This is a genomic window from Mycobacterium sp. D16R24, assembly GCF_002013385.1.
GTDB lineage: Bacteria > Actinomycetota > Actinomycetes > Mycobacteriales > Mycobacteriaceae > Mycobacterium.
In genome coordinates, this window is sequence record NZ_MAEV01000012.1 from 113,549 (window position 1) to 131,518 (window position 17,970).

Here is a 17,970-nt window from a genome sequence, read left to right on the forward strand (position 1 = left end):
CGGGTCTCGGTCGGCTTTCGGGCTCCGTTTGGCCTACCGAGGTTTTCGACTTATGATCGAAAACATGGTCCATACTAGCACCGAGCACGAGGTGTTAGCCGTGGTGTTCCAAGTGCGTCACTTCAGTGACACCTCAACCAGCACAAATGGCCCCGCGCGCACGCCCGAGCTCGCCGTGCTGCTGTGGCAGCGCGCACTCGAACCGCACCACGGCGCATGGGCTCTCCCCGGCGGCCAAGTCCGCCCCGACGAGGACCTCCCCTCCTCCATCCGTCGGCAGCTCGCCGAGAAGGTGGACGTGCGTGAGTTGGCACACCTTGAACAGTTGGCCGTGTTTTCCGCGCCGAACCGAGTGCCTGGCCCACGCACCATCGCCTCGACGTTTCTCGGGCTCGTCCCCTTCCCCGCCACCCCCGAGCTGCCCGCCGACGCTCAGTGGCACCGTGTGAGCGACCTGCCCGCGATGGCCTTCGACCACCGCGTGATGGTCGCGCACGCACACACCCGCCTGGTCGCGAAGATGTCCTACACAAACATCGGATTCGCTTTGGCACCACAGCAATTCACGCTCTCAACGCTCCGCGACATCTACTGCGCGACGCTGGGATATCCCGTCGACGCCACCAACCTTCAACGTGTGCTGGTGCGGCGCGGCGTGCTCACGCCGACCGGCACCACCGTGCGATCAGGCCGCAGCGGTGGTCGTCCCGCGGCGCTCTACCGATTCACCGATGACCGGTACCGGGTCACCGACGAGTTTGCTGCGCTACGCCCTCCTGGATGACAGGGCTAGCCCCTTAGAGTCTCCTTAAGGTATGAATGCCGGGGACATTGAAGGGAGCGCAGGCATGGCACCCCACGACCTGGCTATATCCGATGACGTCAAGTGGATCGGCGAACCGGCTCATCAGGACATTGAGCGCGGCGTTCGCCCGCTATTGCCCACCGAGGATCCGTTCTACCTCCCGCCTCTCGGCTTCGAACACGCCGCGCCCGGCACCGTGCTGCGCACCCGGGATGTCGAAATGGCGTTCCTGGGCGTGATCCCCCAGCGATTTACCGCGACGCAGCTGCTTTACCGCAGCAATGACCTCAATCGGCGCGCCGACGCCGCGGTCACCACGGTGCTCACACCCACCGGCACCGGCCCGGCGGCAACGGTTCCGATCGTGTCGTATCAATGCGCCATCGACGCCGTCACCGATCGCTGCTTTCCCTCCTACGCCCTGCGGCGGGGCGCACATGCGCTCGGCTCCTTCGCGCAGTTCGAACTGCTGCTGATCGCGGCGCTCCTTGCCCAGGGCTGGGCCGTGTCCATACCGGATCACGAAGGCGTCGACGGCATCTGGGGAGCCCCGGAAGAACCGGGATACCGGACCCTGGACGGACTTCGGGCAGCCCTGAACTGCGACAGACTGGGACTGTCCCGGCAAGCGCCTATCGGGCTATGGGGTTACTCCGGCGGAGGTCTCGCCACCGCGTGGACGGCGGAGGTCAGCGCGGACTACGCACCCGAGCTCACCATCGCCGGCGCTGTGCTGGGATCCCCCGTGGGGGACCTGGGACACACCTTCCGGCGACTCAACGGCGGACTGTTCGCCGCCCTACCCGCCCTGGTTGTCGCCGCTCTGTCGCATGTCTACCCAGGCCTTGAGCGCGTCATCGAGGAGCACGCAACACCCCAGGGCAAGGCATTTCTCGGACGGCTCGAAGACATGCCGACCTTGCGGGCCATCGTCGCCATGGCCTTCAAGGACATGGATGATCTGGTGGACCAGCCACTGGACCAGCTCCTCGAGACACTTGAGGTGCAGCACGTCTTCGACAGCATCAAACTCGGCAAGACGGTCCCCACCCCACCCGTCCTGATCGTTCAGGCCGTGCACGACCAGATCATTTCGACCTCATGCATCGACGAACTGGCAGACAACTACCGCGGCGGTGGCGCCCACGTCACCTATCACCGCGATCTGCTCAACGAGCACCTGCTGCTGCATCCCATGTCCGCACCGATGTCGATGGCATGGCTGGGCGCACGATTCAGCGGCGAGGCACTGCCGACGGCACCGCGCCGTACGAGCTGGCCGCTGGCCTTCAAACCCTCGACCTACCTCGGCCTGCTCAAGCTCGGCTGGGTGAGCGCCAAGGTCATGGGCGGACGTCCCCTCTAAGGACGCTCAGCTGTTCGGCGCGGCGATGGTGGCGTCCACCGCGGCCTTTTTACCTGTCGATGCGACCGATCCGCGTACTCGATGGTGCGCAAGCTGATCGCGTTGCTGGCGGGCGCGAAACCGTCAGGGGTGCAGATGATCCGGGCAACCGTGGCCCGAACTGCCTCATGGTGGCCAGATCGCGCACGATGATGCCCCATGACAACACGATGCGACCACAACACGGAGTACATCTTCGGAGACTCCATCACGTCGCTCACCGAAGACGACATCGGGGTGCACGTGACCTTCGAGCAAGGCCCCGAGCGCCGGTTCGACCTCGTTGTCGGCGCCGATGGCTTGCACTCGAATGTTCGTGGTCTGGCGTTCGGTCCCGAGTCTGGCTGTTCACACTGGCTGGGTGAATACCTGGCGGTCGCATCGATACCCAACTATCTCGATCTGGCCGACCGCGCGGTGATGTTCTCGAAGGTCGACCGAATGGCAGGCATATACAGCACCGCTCAGCTCCCGGATGCTCGGGCGTTCTTCCTCATTCCGTACTCCCGAGCCACTCGACTATCACCACCGGGACATACCGCGGCAGAAGGAACTCTTGCGGGACGTATACGCCGACTTCGGCTGGGAGGTGCCCCGCATGCTGGCGGAGGTCGACGCGACCGTCACCTTCTACATGGACTCCATTACCCAGCTGCGGATGACCACCTGGTCGAAGGGCCGCATAACGCTCGTCGGCGACGCCGGATACTGCCCCGGCCCCGCCGTGGGCGGAAGTGCCAGCCTCGCAGTCGTGGGGGCGTAGGTACTCGCCGGGGAAATCGCGACCGCCGCAGGTGATCACACCCGCGCCTACCCCGCCTGCGAAGCGGCCATGGCGAGCACGTGCACCGCAGCCGCCGCCTGGCTCTCACCCCGTCGGGCACCCTGGTGCCCAAGAGCCGTGTCGGCCTGTGGACTCTTGTTCACGGCGCACGAATCCTTGGCCATTTGCCATCACCACTGGCCCGCATTGCCTCGCGGCTGGTCGCGGCACGCGCGCTCAATATCCACGACACCTTCGCCATCCGTGACTACCAGGGGCTCGTCCGCCCTTAGCATATTAGCCAGGGCCCGGATCGGAAAGCGCGAGAACATCTTTGGAGACGACGGTTGCTGCGTTGCTGCACGACACCGCCTCGTCGGAATGGCCCGTTCACGCGTGAGTACCCCGTACGCTGACGTCCGGGTCGCTTCGAATCGACAGAGGAGTGAGATGGACCGGACCGCCAATCCCTTGTTCAAGGCGGGTATGGCCGCTATCACCGCGACCGCCCTGGTCGTGGCACCAACGGTGGTTCCGCGCACGCCGCAGGCCATCTCATTGCCCGATATCCGATCCGCCTCAGTTCGTCTGAGCTCGTTCGCATTCCCGCCGCAGACCGGCAAGGCCCCGCTGAGCACATTTGCCGCATTGAAGTTCCCGCTGCCGTCGACCGCCGCCGGGGCGTCCAGCGCGCCGATCACCGATCCCTCTCTCTCGGTGAAGCCGCGTGCGGCGGCCCCCCAGCCTCTCACGCCCTCCGCCGCACCGTCTCGGTCCAGTGCGCCCGCGGCGGCGGCCGCGGGTCCGGCCGTCGCGAACTCCATCACCAACGGCATCGACCAGGCCTACCAGTTCATCCAGTACTGGGTGGACTACGGCGTGGACCTCGCGCAGTGGGGTGCCGGATTTGTTCCCGTCATCGGCGGACTTGTCAGCGCGCAGATCGGCATCGTCTACGACAACCTCATTCGGCCCATCGCCAACAGCTTTGTCTATAACCTCGTCGACCCCATCATCAACGACCCCAGCTTCTCCAACATCGTCAATTCGTTCGGGCGATTCGGTGGTGACATTGTCAACTCCGTCATCAATTTCGCATGGGCAGAGGCACGCTATTTCCTACCGCCGTTGCCGCCCCTTCCCGGTTTGGCCCTGCAAGCGACAGCGGATGCCGTCGGCACGACCCCCACGTCCGTTCACGAGGCATTGGCGCCCTTCACCAAGGCGTTCAAGGATGCAGAGGAACATTTCGCGGAGGCACTGGGTCTGACGAAAATCGATCAGAAGCTGACAAGCCTCGAAAAGACCGGCACCGCACAAGAAACCACTGATGATGCCGCGAAGGACACCATCAAGGGCCCCGCTGTCGATACCAAGGAAGCCAAGGACGTACAGGGTCCTAAGGAACCGGGCCCTCAGGAAGCTGCCGAGAGCACGACGCCCGCCAAGGACAAGACCGTTGCCGTCGTCGACAAGGAGAAGAAGACGGACGAGAAATCCACGTCCAAGAACAAGGAGACCGCGGCGGAAGGCACCAAGGAGTCTCCCAAAGATGCCGCACCCACCCGTACGGTGACCGACGCTCAGGGAACTTCTGGCGAAGCAGCCAAGGAGACCACGCAGGCGAAAGACACTGAGAGTCCCAAGGATTCGGCGAAGAACGACAAGTCGCCCACCGCGGCGGCGGCCAAGGACCAGTCGGACAAGCCGGTCAAGCAGAAGGTTCCCACGGCCACCACCACCGAACACGGCACCATCAGCGCACAAGGCACCGTTCGCGGCCCCATTTCGCAGTCGACCACCGGACAAGCGAGGGCATCCGCGTCGGGTGCCAAGGTCGCAGACAACAAGACATCCGATACCACGTCGACGGACGCCAAGGCCCCCAATACCAAGACAAAGGCTTCGGAGACCAAGGGGCCAGAGACCAAGGGTTCGGAGGCGAAGACCTCCGGCACGAAGCCATCCGAATCCAAGAGTTCCGGATCCAAGTCGCCGAGCACCTCTTCGACACACGACTCGACGAGCAAGTCCTCGGGATCGGGGAACAGCTCGTCCTCATCCGGTGGCGGGAGTTCGAAATCGGGCGGCGGCAGCCACGATTAGGCGTCGCGCGTCTCGCCACCGTTGACGGCGGTCGGTGAGAAATGCTGGAGCAAGAAATCGTTCAGGCGACGGGTGGGCGCCGCGCGGGTGGTGGTGCCCCAGGCGAGGGCAATGGAACGGTGCTGGCCTCCGCCTGCGAGCGGAATTTCGCGGATACCGGGCGGCGTGCGGTCATCATGAGGCAGGAGTGCAATGCCAAGCCCGCGGCTGATGAGTTCGCGGATCGTGCCGAACTCGGTGACTTCGATGGCGATGTTTGGGGTGTATCCCGCTTCGCGGCACCACGTCTCGGTGAGCTGCCGGAGGTTGTAGCTGGGCGGGTTGGCGATGAACGTCTCGCCGGCCAGCTCGTCCAGATGTAGTTCGGCCGCCGCGGCGAGCCGGTGGTGCGCGGGGACCGCGACCTGAATCTGTTGGATACCGATCGTGGTGTGGTGCAGGCGCTCTGGCGCGGGGATCACTACGGCAAGGTCGAGATGGCCGGTCATCAGCTCTGCGCCGAGTTGCGATCCGTGCGCCTGCTTGAGGAGCACCCGGATGCCCGGGTTCCGATGACGGAAGGCGGCGAGCAGATCTGGGATATGACCCGAGCCCATGGTGAGCGGGAATCCGAAACGTACCGTGCCGTGCTCTGGGTCCGCGTCGCCGGTGAGCTCCGCGAGTGTGCGATCGAGCTCGGCGAGAGGTTCACGCGCGCGGGCAGCCAGTCGTCGCGCCTCAGGAGTCAGCCGCACCGTCCTACCGTCGTGAATGAGCAGTGGCACCCCGAGCGCCGACTGCAGCGCGTGAATCCGTCGGCTCATCGACGACTGCGGAATGTCCAGCGCGAGAGCGGCCTGCGTCATGTGTCCGTCGTGGGCGGACAGTTCCACCAGAGCCCGCAGTTGGGGAGCCAGCTGGGACGTCCATCGATCCATTATCGGATGGTACTCCCGCAATCATTCATTGGACGGAATGAATGATTGCGGCGGATGGTGGACCATATGAGCACATTCTCGAGCACGCCAGTCCCCTCCCATGACGATGCCGACGTGGTGCTGATTGGCGGCGGCATCATGTCCGCGACCTTGGGTTCGATGTTGTCGGTCCTGGAACCTGACTGGCGAATTGTGTTGCTGGAGCGGGCCGCTGCGCTCGCCAGCGAGAGCAGCGATGCCTGGAACAACGCCGGTACCGGGCACAGCGGATTCTGCGAACTCAACTACATGCCAGACCCCGGGGACGCCACGAAGCCCGCGGCGATAGCTCGCCAGTTCCACCTGAGCCGTCAATGGTGGTCCTACCTCGCCGACAACGGGCTGCTGCAACCCGCTGCGTTCATTCACGCCGCCGGGCACATGGACGTCGTGTTCGGTCAGCGCGATATCGACTATCTACGGCGTCGCTACGAAACGCTGTCTACAGAGCCGATGTTCGCCGGAATGCGGTTCAGCGATGCCCCCGGCACCATCGAGTGCTGGGCACCGCTGGTAATGCGCGGCCGCACGCCCGATGAGCCCGTCGCCGCCACCCTGCACCCCGACGGAACAGATATCGATTTCGGCGCCCTCACCCATGCGCTGACGCGCATCGTCACCGAACACAGTGGTCAGATCCGCCTCGGCCATGAGGTGCGCACGCTCAACCAAACCAGCGACGGATCATGGATAGTGGGCGGGGCAAATCCCCATGGCCACTTCACCATACGAGCGCGCAGCGTGTTCGTCGGCGCCGGCGGCCACGCACTGCGGCTGCTGCAACGCGCGCGCCTTCCCGAGGTGCGTGGCTACGCGGTCCTGCCCGTCGGCGCAGCCTTCCTGCGGTGCGGGAATCCGGGAGTAGCCGATCAGCACGCGACCAAGGTATACGGCCAAGCGCCCGTGGGTGCGCCACCGATGTCGGTACCGCATCTGGACAAACGCCTGGTTCGCGGTCGGCCATACCTCATGTTCGGACCGTATGCGACCTTCAGCACCAAGCTGCTCAAACATGGCCGGTGGGTGGACTTCTTCACCACGGTGCGGTGGCACAACGTACACGTGATCGCGGCCGCGCTCATCCAGAACCTCGCGCTCATCAGATACCTGATCACCCAGGTGATAGCGGGCCCGCGACAACGCTTTTCGCAGCTGCGCCGGTACTACCCCGCCGCCAGGCCCGGCGATTGGGAACTTGTCCCCGCAGGTCAACGAGCGCAACTCATTACGCCCGACCGTCGACGCGTGGGCGTGCTTCAGCACGGCACCGAACTCGTGGTCAGTGCGGACGGCACCATCGCGGGGCTACTCGGCGCCTCTCCGGGTGCGTCCACCGCAGTCCCGATCATGCTCGACGCCCTCCAACGCTGCTTTCCCGAGCGATGGCACACCTCGTGGCAGACAACGATGGTCGGCGCGATTCCCGGCGCCGGGGACGTCAGCTGGGATCACGCGGCGGTGGCGAGCTCCGTGCGGGTGACCGCGTGCTCGCTGAGGCTCGAGGAGGCTACGCCGTCGAACTAGCGCCTTCCACGGGCGGAACGGTCGCGGGTGCCCGGTAGACGGGGACCTTCACCGGCGGCCAGGCATCGAGATCATCACGGGCACAGGCGACTACACAGAACATGTACGTGACCGCCGCCAGACACGGCGCCAGCGCGAGCGTGACCGCGATCTGTGCCGTCGTGTGACCGTAGAACACCGCGGGCGCCTCGACGACATACTTGATGCGATGCCCCTCTTCGAGCCGAGCACCCGCGATATCCAGTACGCCATAACGCAACCGGACCAGCGCGGCTCCGACACCCGCCGCCACCTCCGAGCCCGCAAGGGCACCTAAGGTGAGCGCGCCCACCATCATCGGGCCACGGTGTGAACGCCATTGCCAGGCCGCGGCAGACACGATCACCGCGACCACCGTGGCCATCCCCATCAGCATGGTGGTCGCGATGAAGTAGTTGTCGGCCTCATTGCCCAGGTGCACAAACACCCGGCCGTTATCGCGCGTATCGGCGATGGCTCCGTGCACACCCGGAGCGATGACGCTCCACAACGCTCCCACCAACGCCCCGGCGGCAGTGAGCCCGCCGAGCACGATCGCGGCCGCGCGAAGATGCGAAAAGCGCGGCGGTGCCACCTGATCCACGATATGCGAGGTGGCAGTCACGGGCGTCAACGGCTCGTCACTTGTGCTCATCGGAACCAACGGCTCTTCGCTCGCGCTCATCGGCACCGATGGCTCTTCGCTGGCGCTCATCGCTGCTCGAGCTGCTTGGAGTCCGCCTCGCCGTGTCGGGAGCATTTGGCGTGCCAGCCGTCCGGGCGCACCTGCACGATCATCCGCCGCCCGCATGCCGCACAAAACCGCGGTGGCTCCAACCCAAGCTGTGCCGCCGTCGGCACAAACAGTCCAGTCGACCCGTCCATTGATTCGCCGGTGTACACGTTGTACTTACCGGCGGCTACCGGTTCTGTACCCATCACGTACAGGCTATTGGTCACAGGCTGCTGTTGAGTGCCTTGATCGGCATCTGCAGATCGACGAGCAGTTCCAGGTCCGCCTCGGCCGGACGGCCCAGTGTCGTCAGGTAGTTGCCGACGATGACGGCATTGATACCGCCCAGAATGCCCTGCTTGGCACCCAGATCACCCAGGGTGATCTCCCGTCCGCCGGCGAAGCGCAACATCGTGCGCGGCAGCGCGAGACGGAATGCAGCCACGGCACGCAGTGCGTCCGCGGCGGGGAGCACCTCGAGGTCGCCGAAGGGCGTCCCGGGGCGCGGGTTCAGGAAGTTCAGCGGAACCTCATCGGGTTCCAGCTCGGCCAGGTTCGCGGCGAATTCGGCGCGCTGCTCCAGCGTCTCGCCCATGCCGAGGATGCCGCCGCAGCAGACCTCCATGCCCGCCTCGCGAACCATCCTGAGGGTGTCCCAACGCTCCTCCCAGCTGTGCGTGGTCACCACATTTGGGAAATGCGACTTGGCGGTTTCGAGGTTGTGGTTGTACCGGTGCACACCCATCGCCGAGAGACGGTCGACCTGCTCCTGGGTCAGCATGCCCAGCGAGCAGGCGATCTGAATGTCGACCTCATTGCGGATGGCCTCGATACCGGCCGCGACCTGAGCAAGCAGGCGCTCGTCGGGACCGCGAACGGCCGCCACGATGCAGAACTCGGTGGCACCGGACTTCGCGGTCTGTTTGGCGGCCTCGACCAGGCTCGGGATATCGAGCCAGGCGCTGCGCACAGGGGACGCGAACAGACCGGACTGTGAACAGAAATGGCAGTCCTCGGGGCAGCCACCGGTCTTGAGGCTGATGATGCCCTCGACCTCGACCTCCGGGCCGCACCACTGCATCCGAACCTCGTGCGCGAGCGCCAGCAGCTCTTCCAGGCGGTCGTCGGGGAGCTGAAGCACCCGCAGCACCTGATCCTGGGTGAGACCTACCCCCTGCTCGAGCACCTGCTCGCGGGCGATGGCCAGTACGTCGCGATCGGTGTCGCCCGCGGTGGTTGCTTCGGCTGCCTGAGTCACGCAGCACTCCTCACAGTGTCTTGTCTTTGTGTCTAGTCTCTGACGGTCCCAATCCTGAACGGTGTTCAGGTTAGAGTATTGCCATCACCGAGCCAAACAAGGGGCGTACCGCCCCGCTTAACCGACACGACCTGGTGCGCCGGGCCACCGCGATTCTGGACGACTACGGAATCGCGGATCTGACGATGCGCCGGCTCGCCCGCGAACTCGATATCGCACCGAGCGCACTCTACTGGCACTTCGCGAACAAACAGCAGCTGCTCGGCGCGGTCGCCGATCATGTGTTGGCGCCGTTGGCGGAAACCGACTGTCGTGATGTGCCGTGGCAGCAGCGCGTCGATTTCCTGTGCTCCGCGCTGCGCGACGCACTGCTATCCCACAAGGACGGCGCGGAGTTGGTGTCGGCGAGCTTCGCCTCGGGCCAAACCTCCCATATGATCGCGGTGCTCAATCGCCTGGCCGAGGCCGCTGTCACCTCGGGACTAGGTGCGGTACCCGCCGCACTGGCCGCCCGCAGCATCGTCTACTACGTGCTGGGTTATGTCGCCGACGAACAGTCTCGGCTGCAGTGGGACTCTGCCGGCGCGCTGGAAGATGGCCAGTCGTTCCTCGCCGACGGCGCGGCGCTGGCAGATCCCACCGCCCAGTTCGGTTTCGGAGTGCGCCTGCTTGTGGACGGGATCGACCAATTGGCCCGCCAGTCCAGCCCAATCAGCTAGCGGCCACCAGCTCGGCCACCCACTGCGGGTCGAAGAGCGCCATGCTCATCTCGGCGAACACCGCGGGCATCAGCCGTGCGGCCCCCTCCGGAATCACCGCACGCACCGGTGTCTTGAACTGATTTGCCAGTTCCTCACGGTTGAGTCGCTGCGGCAAGTCCGGCTCTGCCGGGAAACTCCCCACCACCAAGCCGGCGCAGGGAACCGACTGCGCCGCAAGGGCTTCCAGCGTGAGGGCGGTGTGATTCAGGGTGCCCAGGTCGGCGGTCGTCACCACCAGCACCGGCGCGTCGAGAACAATCGCCAGATCGCGCAGCGTCTTACCGCCCGCGGCCAACTCCACCAGCAGACCACCGGCTCCCTCAACCAGCGTCAATGCCCCGGGGCGATCGAGGGCGAATATCGACGTGGCCATCTGTACGTGGTCGAGCAGGGCCAGACCGGCCCGCGACGCCGCCGCCACGGGAGCCAGCGGTTCGGGATAACGCGCCAAGGTCTCGACGCGTGTCACTCCGGACAGGCGGGAAACCTCATCGGCGTCGCGGTCCTCGCCGGTCTGCACCGGTTTGCATACCGTCACCTCGATACCCTGGCTCACCGCGGCCGCAGCCAGCGCCGCCGTTGCCACCGTCTTTCCCACCCCGGTCGATGTTCCGGTGACCAGGAGGACCGTCACCGGCGGGCCAGCGCCAATACTCCGGCGAGCACCTCGCGTACGCGATCCATATCGGCGTCGGTGAGCGAGGCCCGGGCCGTCAAGCGCAGCAGTGACTGCCCCTCGGGGACCGACGGCGGACGGAAACAGCCCACCCGCACCCCCTGATCCAGGCATGCCTTGGCGGCGTTGAACGCGATCGTCGGGTCACCGAGCACCACCGGCACCACCGCGGATTCGGGAGTGTCCGCCAAACCGCACCACTGACCCAGCGTCGCCGCGTGGTCGAGCACTGCGCGGACCCGTTCCGGTTCGTCAGCCATGAGCCGCAGCGCCGCCAACGCCGACCCGACCGCGGCCGGCGCGAGCCCGGTGTCGAAGATGAATGGCCGGGCGGCATCGATGAGGTGTGCCCGGACCGACTCCGACCCCAGCACCGCCCCACCCTGGCTGCCCAGGGCCTTGGAGAGCGTGACGGTGACGACCAGATCGTCGGGACCGGCAAGACCGACTTCGGAGACCAGACCGCGGCCACCGACCCCGCGTACGCCGAGTCCGTGTGCCTCGTCGACAAGTAACACCGCTCCGTGACTACGGCAGACCCGGTGCAGCTCGGTCAGGGGCGCGAGCGCACCATCGGCACTGAAGACCGCGTCGGTGAGAACCAGTGCGCGTTCCTCGGGACGGTGCGCCAGGGCCGCCGCCACTGCCTGGGTATCGCGGTACGGAGTCACGACCACCCGTGCCCGCGACAGGCGGCACGCGTCGATCAGTGAGGCATGGGTACGCGCATCGGAGACGATGAGCGTACCGGGACCGGAAAGCGCGACGACCGCTCCGAGATTGGCGGTGTAGCCCGAGGAGAACACCAGCGCCGACGGCGCTCCCATAAAGGTCGCAAGCTCGTGCTCCAGCTCTTCATGCAGCGCGGTGTTGCCGGTGACCAGGCGTGAACCGGTGGATCCGGCACCCCACATCCGCAGCGCCTCGACGCCGGCTTCGATGACCTGCGGATGGCACGCGAGGCCCAGGTAGTCGTTGGACGCCAGATCGATCTCGGGCTCGGCGGCGCTACGGGTACGAAGCCGGCGGCGCAGTCCGGCAGCTTTCCGTTGACGCTCGACCTCACCCAACCAGGCAAGCGGTGATGATGCCTCGGCCATCGATGAGCCGCTTGCGCGAAGATCATCAGACACCGGCGCCTCCTCTCCTGAACGGTGTTCAGGTTAGCGCACCGCCGACGTGGCTCCTACCGCCGTCGCCGCGCTCACCATCGCGTGTGTGATTCGGTGGATCTCGTCCTGATCGCAGACGTACGGCGGCATGGTGTAGATCAAGGTCCGGAAGGGGCGCAGCCATACGCCTTCGTCCAATGCCGCGTTGGTAGCGATGCGCATACCGTCCGCGCCCAACGAGTTTTCCATGTCGATGACGCCAATCGCACCACACACGCGCACGTCGGCGACCCCGTCGAGATCCGCGGCGGGCGCCAGGCCCGCGCGTAATCCCCCGGAGATCTCTGCGATCCGTGACTTCCAGTCACCGGAGAGCAGCAATTCGATCGAGGCGACCGCCACCGCACACGCCAACGGGTTGGCCATGAAGGTCGGACCGTGCATGAGTGCGCCCGCCGTGCCGTCACTGATGGTGCGCGCGATCTTAGCGGTACACAGGGTGGCGGCCAAAGTGAGATAACCGCCGGTCATGGCCTTGCCGACGCACATGATGTCGGGGCTCACCCCGGCATGATCGGCGGCGAATAGCTCACCGGTGCGCCCGAAGCCCGTCGCGATCTCATCGAAGATCAGCAGCACACCGTGCCTGTCACACATGGCGCGCAGCTCTGCAAGGTAGCGCGGATCGTGGAAACGCATCCCCCCGGCACCCTGCACCATCGGTTCCACGATGACGGCGGCAAGTTCTGCAGCATGCTCGGACAGCTCTGCCTCGAAACGCTCTGTGTACTCCTCGTCGTACGCACTGGGGACCCGTTCGGCGAAGATCTGTTTGGCCAGCACATCGGTCCATAACGAGTGCATGCCGCCCTCGGGGTCACACACGCTCATCGGGGTGAAGGTGTCCCCGTGATAGCCCCCGCGCCAGGTCATCAGCCGATGCTTGGCGGGCAGTCCGAGGCTGCGCCAGTACTGCAGCGCCATCTTGATCGCCACTTCCACCGACACGGATCCGGAGTCAGCGAAGAAGACCGTTTCCAGACCGGGCGGGGTCAGCTCCACCAGCAGCTGCGCGAGCCGCGCGGCGGGCTCGTGGGTAAGCCCCCCGAACATGACGTGGCTCATCGACGCCACCTGCTCGATTACCGCGCGATCCAGTTCGGGGTGACCGTGGCCGTGAATGCACGACCACCACGAGCTCATCGCGTCGAGCACCTCGACGGGATGGCCATCGCGCACCACGGTGATGTTCGGACCACTGGCACTGGTCACCACCAGCGGCCGCTGGGTTATGTCGGGATCGCCGATACTGCTGTACGGATGCCACACATGCGCAGCATCGACCGCTTCGACCTCATCCGGTGTCAACCTCGGCACAGTCGTCGAGCCTGTCACAAACCCTCGGTGCGGAGCCATTCGCCTCGCGCGTACACGCCGTTGGCGCGCACCTGCAGTGACTCTCGGCAACCATGGGTACATTGGGGGCGAAAATGTTCTTCGTCTCAGCAACCAAGCCTATGACCGATCCCGAGGTGCCACCCGCCCCGGCGGTTGACGCCACCCCAAAACCGAAGAGCGACAAGGGATTTTACCGCTACGACCTCGATGGTTTACGCGGTATTGCCATTTTTCTGGTCGCGGTGTTTCACGTGTGGTTCGGCCGGGTGTCGGGCGGAGTTGACGTCTTCTTAACCCTTTCGGGTTTTTTCTACGGCAGCAAGCTACTTCGCACAGCGACCACACAGGGAGCATCCCTCAACCCGGTACCGGTCCTGAAACGACTGGTCCGACGCTTGCTCCCCGCACTGGTTCTGGTGTTGGCGGCCTGCGCCGTACTCACTGTTCTGGTGCAACCCGAAACTCGGTGGGAGACGTTCGCCGAGCAGAGTCTGGCCAGCCTGGGCTACTACCAGAACTGGGAGCTCGCCGATACCGCCGCCGACTATCTGGCGGCCAGCGAATCGGTGAGCCCGCTTCAGCACCTCTGGTCGATGTCGGTGCAGGGGCAGTTCTATGTGGGCTTCCTGGCCTTGGTGTACCTACTTGCCGTTCTTCTGCGCAAACCACTCGGCCGGTACATGCGCCCCGTCCTCATCGTCGTCATCGCGGGCCTGACCGCCGCGTCCTTCGGATACGCGATCTACGCCCATCTCGACTTCCAGTCGATCGCCTACTACAACACGTTCGCTCGTGCCTGGGAGCTGCTGCTCGGTGTGCTGGTAGGCGCGTTGGTGGCGGGGACGCGCTGGCCGATGTGGCTTCGCCAGGTGCTCGGCACCATCGCAGTGGCGGCGATCCTGTCCTGCGGCGCGCTCATCAACGGTGTGCGCGAGTTCCCGGGCCCGCTGGCGCTGGTGCCCGTCGTCGCCACCCTCGTCCTCATCTTGTCGGCGGCAAACCTTTCCACAGAAACGCCACAACCGATCGCCAACCGACTCCTCGCCACCAGGCCGCTGGTCGAGCTGGGGTCGCTGGCCTACTCGCTGTATCTGTGGCATTGGCCGCTGCTGGTCTATTGGTTGGTCTACAGCGGACAACCCAAGGTCTCGTTGTGGGAGGGTGCAGCCATCCTCGGAATCTCCCTGGCACTGGCCTACCTAACCAACAAGTATGTCGAGACTCCCCTGCGTTACCCCCGGCCACTCCCAGAATCCTCCTCACTGTGGACCCGGCTGCGCCGCCCCACCCTGGCCCTAGGCGCAGCGATCGTGTTGATGGCGGTCGCGCTGACCGCCACCTCGTTCACGTGGCTCGAACACGTCACCGTGCAGCGGTCCAACGGCAAGGAGCTCTCCGGTCTGCGTCCTCGGGACTACCCGGGCGCGGGGGCTCTGCTGTATGGCGACCGGGTGCCCGATCTGCCGATGCGGCCCACCACACTGGAGGCCTCCGACGATCTACCGATCACCACTGAGCAGGACTGCATCAGTGATTTCCGGAATCGCGCAGTCATCACCTGTACCTACGGCAATCCGCACGCCACGCGAACCATCGCACTGGCAGGCGGGTCGCATGCCGAACACTGGATCACCGCGCTCGACATCCTGGGACGCCAGCACAATTTCAAGATCACCACCTATCTCAAGATGGGCTGCCCGCTCAGTACCGAAGAGGTCCCCCGTATTGCCGGGTCGAACGACCCGTACCCCGATTGCAAGAAGTGGGTCGACGAGGTGATGTCGCGGTTGATCAAGGAACACCCCGACTACGTGTTCACCACCACCACCCGCCCCCGTTCGGCCCTGGGTACCGGTGATGTGATGCCCGATAGCTATGTGGGCATCTGGACCGCGTTCGATGAGGCTGGAATCCCTGTCCTCGGAATGCGCGATACCCCCTGGCTGATCGACAGGGACGGCACCACCTACACCGCTGCCGATTGCCTCTCAGCGGGCGGAAACTCCGATTCGTGCGCCATGGATCGCAACCGCGCGCTCGATGACGTGAATCCCACGCTCGCCATCGCGAACCAGTTCCCGCTGCTGAAAATCCTCGACATGACCAAAGCGGTATGCCGTACGGACAAATGTCGCGTAGTGGAAGGAAACGTGTTGGTGTATCACGATTCTCATCACATCTCGGCGACCTATATGCGGACCATGGCCAAGGAACTGGGACGGCAGATCGCGCTCGCGACCGGCTGGTGGCGGGCGGCGGCGCCGGGCAAGTGAGGCGCGCGGTCCCGACCACGGACCGATAGGGTCTATCAGCATGACCCTGCCACCGCTTCAGGTATGGCCGGGAAATCCGTATCCGCTGGGTGCCACCTACGACGGGGCCGGCACCAACTTCTCACTGTTCTCCGAGGTGGCCACGGCCGTCGAGCTGTGTCTCATCGCCAAGGACGGCGCCGAGACCCGGGTATCCCTCGATGAGGTCGACGGGTACGTGTGGCACTGCTATCTGCCGACCATCTCCCCCGGCCAGCGTTACGGATTCCGGGTGCACGGGCCCTGGGATCCCGAGAACGGGCACCGCTGTGACCCGGGCAAACTGCTGCTCGACCCGTACGGCAAGGCGTTCCATGGCGAATTCGGCTACGTCCCCGATACCAACCCGCCGCTGCTGTCCTACCAGACCGACCCACTGAACACCGAAACACTTGTCGCGCGAGACTCGCTGGGCCACACCATGACCTCCGTCGTCATCAACCCATACTTTGACTGGGGTTCGGATCGTCGCCCGCGCACCCCGTACCACGAGACCGTCATCTATGAAGCCCACGTCAAGGGCATGACACAGACACATCCCGGGGTTCCCGAGGAGCTCAGGGGCACCTACGCCGGTTTGGCTCATCCGGTCGTGATCGACCACCTGCGTTCCCTCGGGGTCACCGCTATCGAACTGATGCCGGTGCACCAGTTCTTCCACGACAGCCGATTGATCGCCCTTGGGTTACGAAACTACTGGGGGTACAACACTTTCGGATACCTGGCTCCGCACGCGGGGTATGCGTCGTCCCCGCGTGCCGGTGGTGCCGTCGCCGAGTTCAAGGCAATGGTGCGCGCTCTGCACGAGGCGGATATCGAGGTCATCCTCGACGTCGTCTATAACCACACGGCTGAGGGCGACCACATCGGTCCCACCCTGAGTTTCCGCGGCATCGACAACCGCGCCTACTACAAACTCAACGACGACAACCTTGCGCGGTACACCGACTACACCGGCACGGGGAACAGTCTCAATGCCCGCCACCCCCACACGTTGCAGCTAGTCATGGACTCACTGCGCTACTGGGTCACCGAGATGCATGTCGACGGCTTCCGCTTCGACCTGGCCTCAACCTTGGCCCGCGAGCTGCACGACGTCGACCGGCTCTCGGCCTTTTTCGATCTGGTCCAGCAGGACCCCATAGTCAGCCAGGTCAAACTGATCGCCGAGCCGTGGGATATCGGCGAGGGTGGATACCAGGTCGGCAACTTCCCCGGGCTGTGGACCGAATGGAACGGCAAGTTCCGAGATACCGTCCGTGACTACTGGCGGGGACAGCCCGCCACGCTCGGAGAATTCGCCTCCCGGCTCACCGGATCGTCCGACCTGTACGAGGCCACCGGGCGCCGCCCCAGTGCGAGCATCAACTTCGTCACCGCGCACGACGGCTTCACGCTGCGAGATCTGGTCTCGTACAACGAAAAACACAACGAGGCCAACGGCGAGAACAATAAGGACGGGGAAACCTACAACCGCTCCTGGAACTGCGGTGTGGAGGGGCCCACCGATGACGCGGCGATTGTCGCGCTGCGCGCGCGCCAGATGCGCAATATCTTCGCGACGCTGGTGCTGAGCCAGGGAACCCCGATGCTCTCTCACGGCGACGAGATCGGCCGGACCCAGCAGGGCAACAACAATGCGTACTGCCAGGACTCGCCGCTGTCGTGGATGGACTGGGCTTTGGCGAAGACGAACTCCGACCTGCTGCAATTCGCCAGAACGGTGATCGCGCTACGCAAGCAGCACCCGGTGTTCCGGCGCCGCCGGTTCTTCGCCGGACGTCCGATCCGGGAAGGTGAGGAAGTACGCGATATCGCCTGGCTGACACCCGCCGGCGAGGAAATGACCACCGCCGACTGGGACAGTGGTTTTGGTAAGAGCCTGGCCGTCTTCCTCAACGGCGATGCAATTCCCGAACCCAACGCGCGCGGCGAGCGCGTATCCGGAGACTCATTCCTGTTGTGCTTCAACGCCTACGACGAGCCGCTGGATTTCGTGACACCCGAAGGCGACTACGCGGCGCAGTGGACCGCGGTACTTGACACCGGCGAACCGGACGGCCAGTGCTCGGCGGTAGTCGACGCGGGCAAAGCCGTGCGCGTGCAGGACCGCGCCCTCGTCGTGCTGCGCAAGAGCGGATAG

At 65.0% G+C, this 17,970-nt stretch carries 14 protein-coding genes and 1 pseudogene; 8 read left to right on the plus strand and 7 right to left on the minus strand.

Annotation, left to right across the window (positions count from 1 at the left end; genetic code table 11):
- Nucleotides 1-64: 64 nt before the first annotated feature.
- The 4 genes and pseudogenes from B4383_RS10870 to B4383_RS10885 all read left to right on the plus strand — a co-directional run bounded on the left by B4383_RS10870 (nucleotide 65) and on the right by B4383_RS10885 (nucleotide 5,079).
- Complete coding sequence (locus B4383_RS10870; protein WP_078288242.1) at nucleotides 65-784, plus strand: NUDIX domain-containing protein; 720 nt, start codon at nucleotides 65-67, stop codon at nucleotides 782-784.
- Nucleotides 785-848: 64 nt separating this feature from the next.
- Nucleotides 849-2,171, plus strand: a complete 1,323-nt coding sequence (locus B4383_RS10875; RefSeq protein WP_078288094.1) for a lipase family protein — start codon at nucleotides 849-851, stop codon at nucleotides 2,169-2,171.
- A gap of 225 nt (nucleotides 2,172-2,396) precedes the next feature.
- A pseudogene (locus B4383_RS10880) lies at nucleotides 2,397-3,266 on the plus strand (FAD-dependent monooxygenase); the annotation flags it as partial.
- A 157-nt stretch (nucleotides 3,267-3,423) separates the two neighbouring features.
- Entirely contained in the window at nucleotides 3,424-5,079 is a 1,656-nt protein-coding gene (locus tag B4383_RS10885) for a hypothetical protein (protein ID WP_078288093.1), read from the plus strand.
- Here B4383_RS10885 and B4383_RS10890 read toward each other — a convergent pair.
- Entirely contained in the window at nucleotides 5,076-5,996 is a 921-nt protein-coding gene (locus B4383_RS10890; RefSeq protein ID WP_078288092.1) for a LysR family transcriptional regulator, read from the minus strand. The genes B4383_RS10885 and B4383_RS10890 overlap by 4 nt on opposite strands.
- A gap of 66 nt (nucleotides 5,997-6,062) precedes the next feature.
- Here B4383_RS10890 and B4383_RS10895 point away from each other — a divergent pair, with 66 nt between their 5' ends.
- Nucleotides 6,063-7,559, plus strand: a complete 1,497-nt coding sequence (locus tag B4383_RS10895; RefSeq protein ID WP_078288241.1) for a malate:quinone oxidoreductase — start codon at nucleotides 6,063-6,065, stop codon at nucleotides 7,557-7,559.
- Here the strand turns inward: B4383_RS10895 and B4383_RS10900 are convergent.
- Genes B4383_RS10900 through bioB form a run of 3 tightly spaced genes read right to left on the minus strand, consistent with a single transcriptional unit; the run spans nucleotide 7,543 to nucleotide 9,568 of the window.
- Nucleotides 7,543-8,292 (minus strand): DUF2567 domain-containing protein, encoded by a 750-nt coding sequence (locus B4383_RS10900; RefSeq protein WP_078288091.1) that lies wholly within the window; start codon nucleotides 8,290-8,292, stop codon nucleotides 7,543-7,545. The genes B4383_RS10895 and B4383_RS10900 overlap by 17 nt on opposite strands.
- Nucleotides 8,289-8,516 carry a hypothetical protein gene (locus B4383_RS10905; protein ID WP_139360283.1) on the minus strand — a complete coding sequence of 76 codons (228 nt, stop codon included), beginning with the start codon at nucleotides 8,514-8,516 and terminating at the stop codon, nucleotides 8,289-8,291. Before B4383_RS10905 ends, B4383_RS10900 begins: the two co-directional genes overlap by 4 nt.
- A 17-nt stretch (nucleotides 8,517-8,533) precedes the next feature.
- A complete protein-coding gene (bioB, locus tag B4383_RS10910) occupies nucleotides 8,534-9,568 on the minus strand; it encodes a biotin synthase BioB (RefSeq protein ID WP_078288089.1) in 1,035 nt (344 codons plus the stop codon).
- Between the two features lie 77 nt (nucleotides 9,569-9,645).
- On the opposite strand from bioB, the gene B4383_RS10915 reads away from it, so the two are divergent.
- Nucleotides 9,646-10,287, plus strand: coding sequence for a TetR family transcriptional regulator (locus B4383_RS10915; protein WP_078288088.1), 642 nt, complete (start codon nucleotides 9,646-9,648; stop codon nucleotides 10,285-10,287).
- Here B4383_RS10915 and bioD read toward each other — a convergent pair.
- From bioD to B4383_RS10930, 3 genes are all read right to left on the minus strand, one after another.
- Nucleotides 10,280-10,963 carry a dethiobiotin synthase gene (gene bioD / locus B4383_RS10920; RefSeq protein WP_078288087.1) on the minus strand — a complete coding sequence of 228 codons (684 nt, stop codon included), beginning with the start codon at nucleotides 10,961-10,963 and terminating at the stop codon, nucleotides 10,280-10,282. The genes B4383_RS10915 and bioD overlap by 8 nt on opposite strands.
- On the minus strand, nucleotides 10,960-12,105 hold the full coding sequence (locus B4383_RS10925; RefSeq protein WP_078288086.1) for an 8-amino-7-oxononanoate synthase: 1,146 nt from the start codon (nucleotides 12,103-12,105) through the stop codon (nucleotides 10,960-10,962). Before B4383_RS10925 ends, bioD begins: the two co-directional genes overlap by 4 nt.
- A gap of 63 nt (nucleotides 12,106-12,168) precedes the next feature.
- Nucleotides 12,169-13,485, minus strand: a complete 1,317-nt coding sequence (locus B4383_RS10930; RefSeq protein WP_176126535.1) for an adenosylmethionine--8-amino-7-oxononanoate transaminase — start codon at nucleotides 13,483-13,485, stop codon at nucleotides 12,169-12,171.
- Nucleotides 13,486-13,607: 122 nt separating this feature from the next.
- Between B4383_RS10930 and B4383_RS10935 the strand changes: the two genes are divergently transcribed.
- Nucleotides 13,608-15,788, plus strand: coding sequence for an acyltransferase family protein (locus B4383_RS10935; protein WP_078288084.1), 2,181 nt, complete (start codon nucleotides 13,608-13,610; stop codon nucleotides 15,786-15,788).
- Between the two features lie 40 nt (nucleotides 15,789-15,828).
- A complete protein-coding gene (gene glgX / locus B4383_RS10940) occupies nucleotides 15,829-17,970 on the plus strand; it encodes a glycogen debranching protein GlgX (protein ID WP_078288083.1) in 2,142 nt (713 codons plus the stop codon).

Coding starts and splice junctions, on each gene's coding strand:
- B4383_RS10895 (WP_078288241.1), top strand. CDS start 6,063: ATGAGCACATTCTCGAGCACGCCAGTCCCCTCCCATGACGATGCCGAC.
- B4383_RS10875 (WP_078288094.1), top strand. CDS start 849: ATGGCACCCCACGACCTGGCTATATCCGATGACGTCAAGTGGATCGGC.
- B4383_RS10900 (WP_078288091.1), bottom strand. CDS start 8,292: ATGAGCGCCAGCGAAGAGCCATCGGTGCCGATGAGCGCGAGCGAAGAG.
- B4383_RS10870 (WP_078288242.1), top strand. CDS start 65: ATGGTCCATACTAGCACCGAGCACGAGGTGTTAGCCGTGGTGTTCCAA.
- B4383_RS10885 (WP_078288093.1), top strand. CDS start 3,424: ATGGACCGGACCGCCAATCCCTTGTTCAAGGCGGGTATGGCCGCTATC.
- B4383_RS10935 (WP_078288084.1), top strand. CDS start 13,608: ATGTTCTTCGTCTCAGCAACCAAGCCTATGACCGATCCCGAGGTGCCA.
- B4383_RS10905 (WP_139360283.1), bottom strand. CDS start 8,516: ATGGGTACAGAACCGGTAGCCGCCGGTAAGTACAACGTGTACACCGGC.
- B4383_RS10890 (WP_078288092.1), bottom strand. CDS start 5,996: ATGGATCGATGGACGTCCCAGCTGGCTCCCCAACTGCGGGCTCTGGTG.
- glgX (WP_078288083.1), top strand. CDS start 15,829: ATGACCCTGCCACCGCTTCAGGTATGGCCGGGAAATCCGTATCCGCTG.
- B4383_RS10925 (WP_078288086.1), bottom strand. CDS start 12,105: ATGGCCGAGGCATCATCACCGCTTGCCTGGTTGGGTGAGGTCGAGCGT.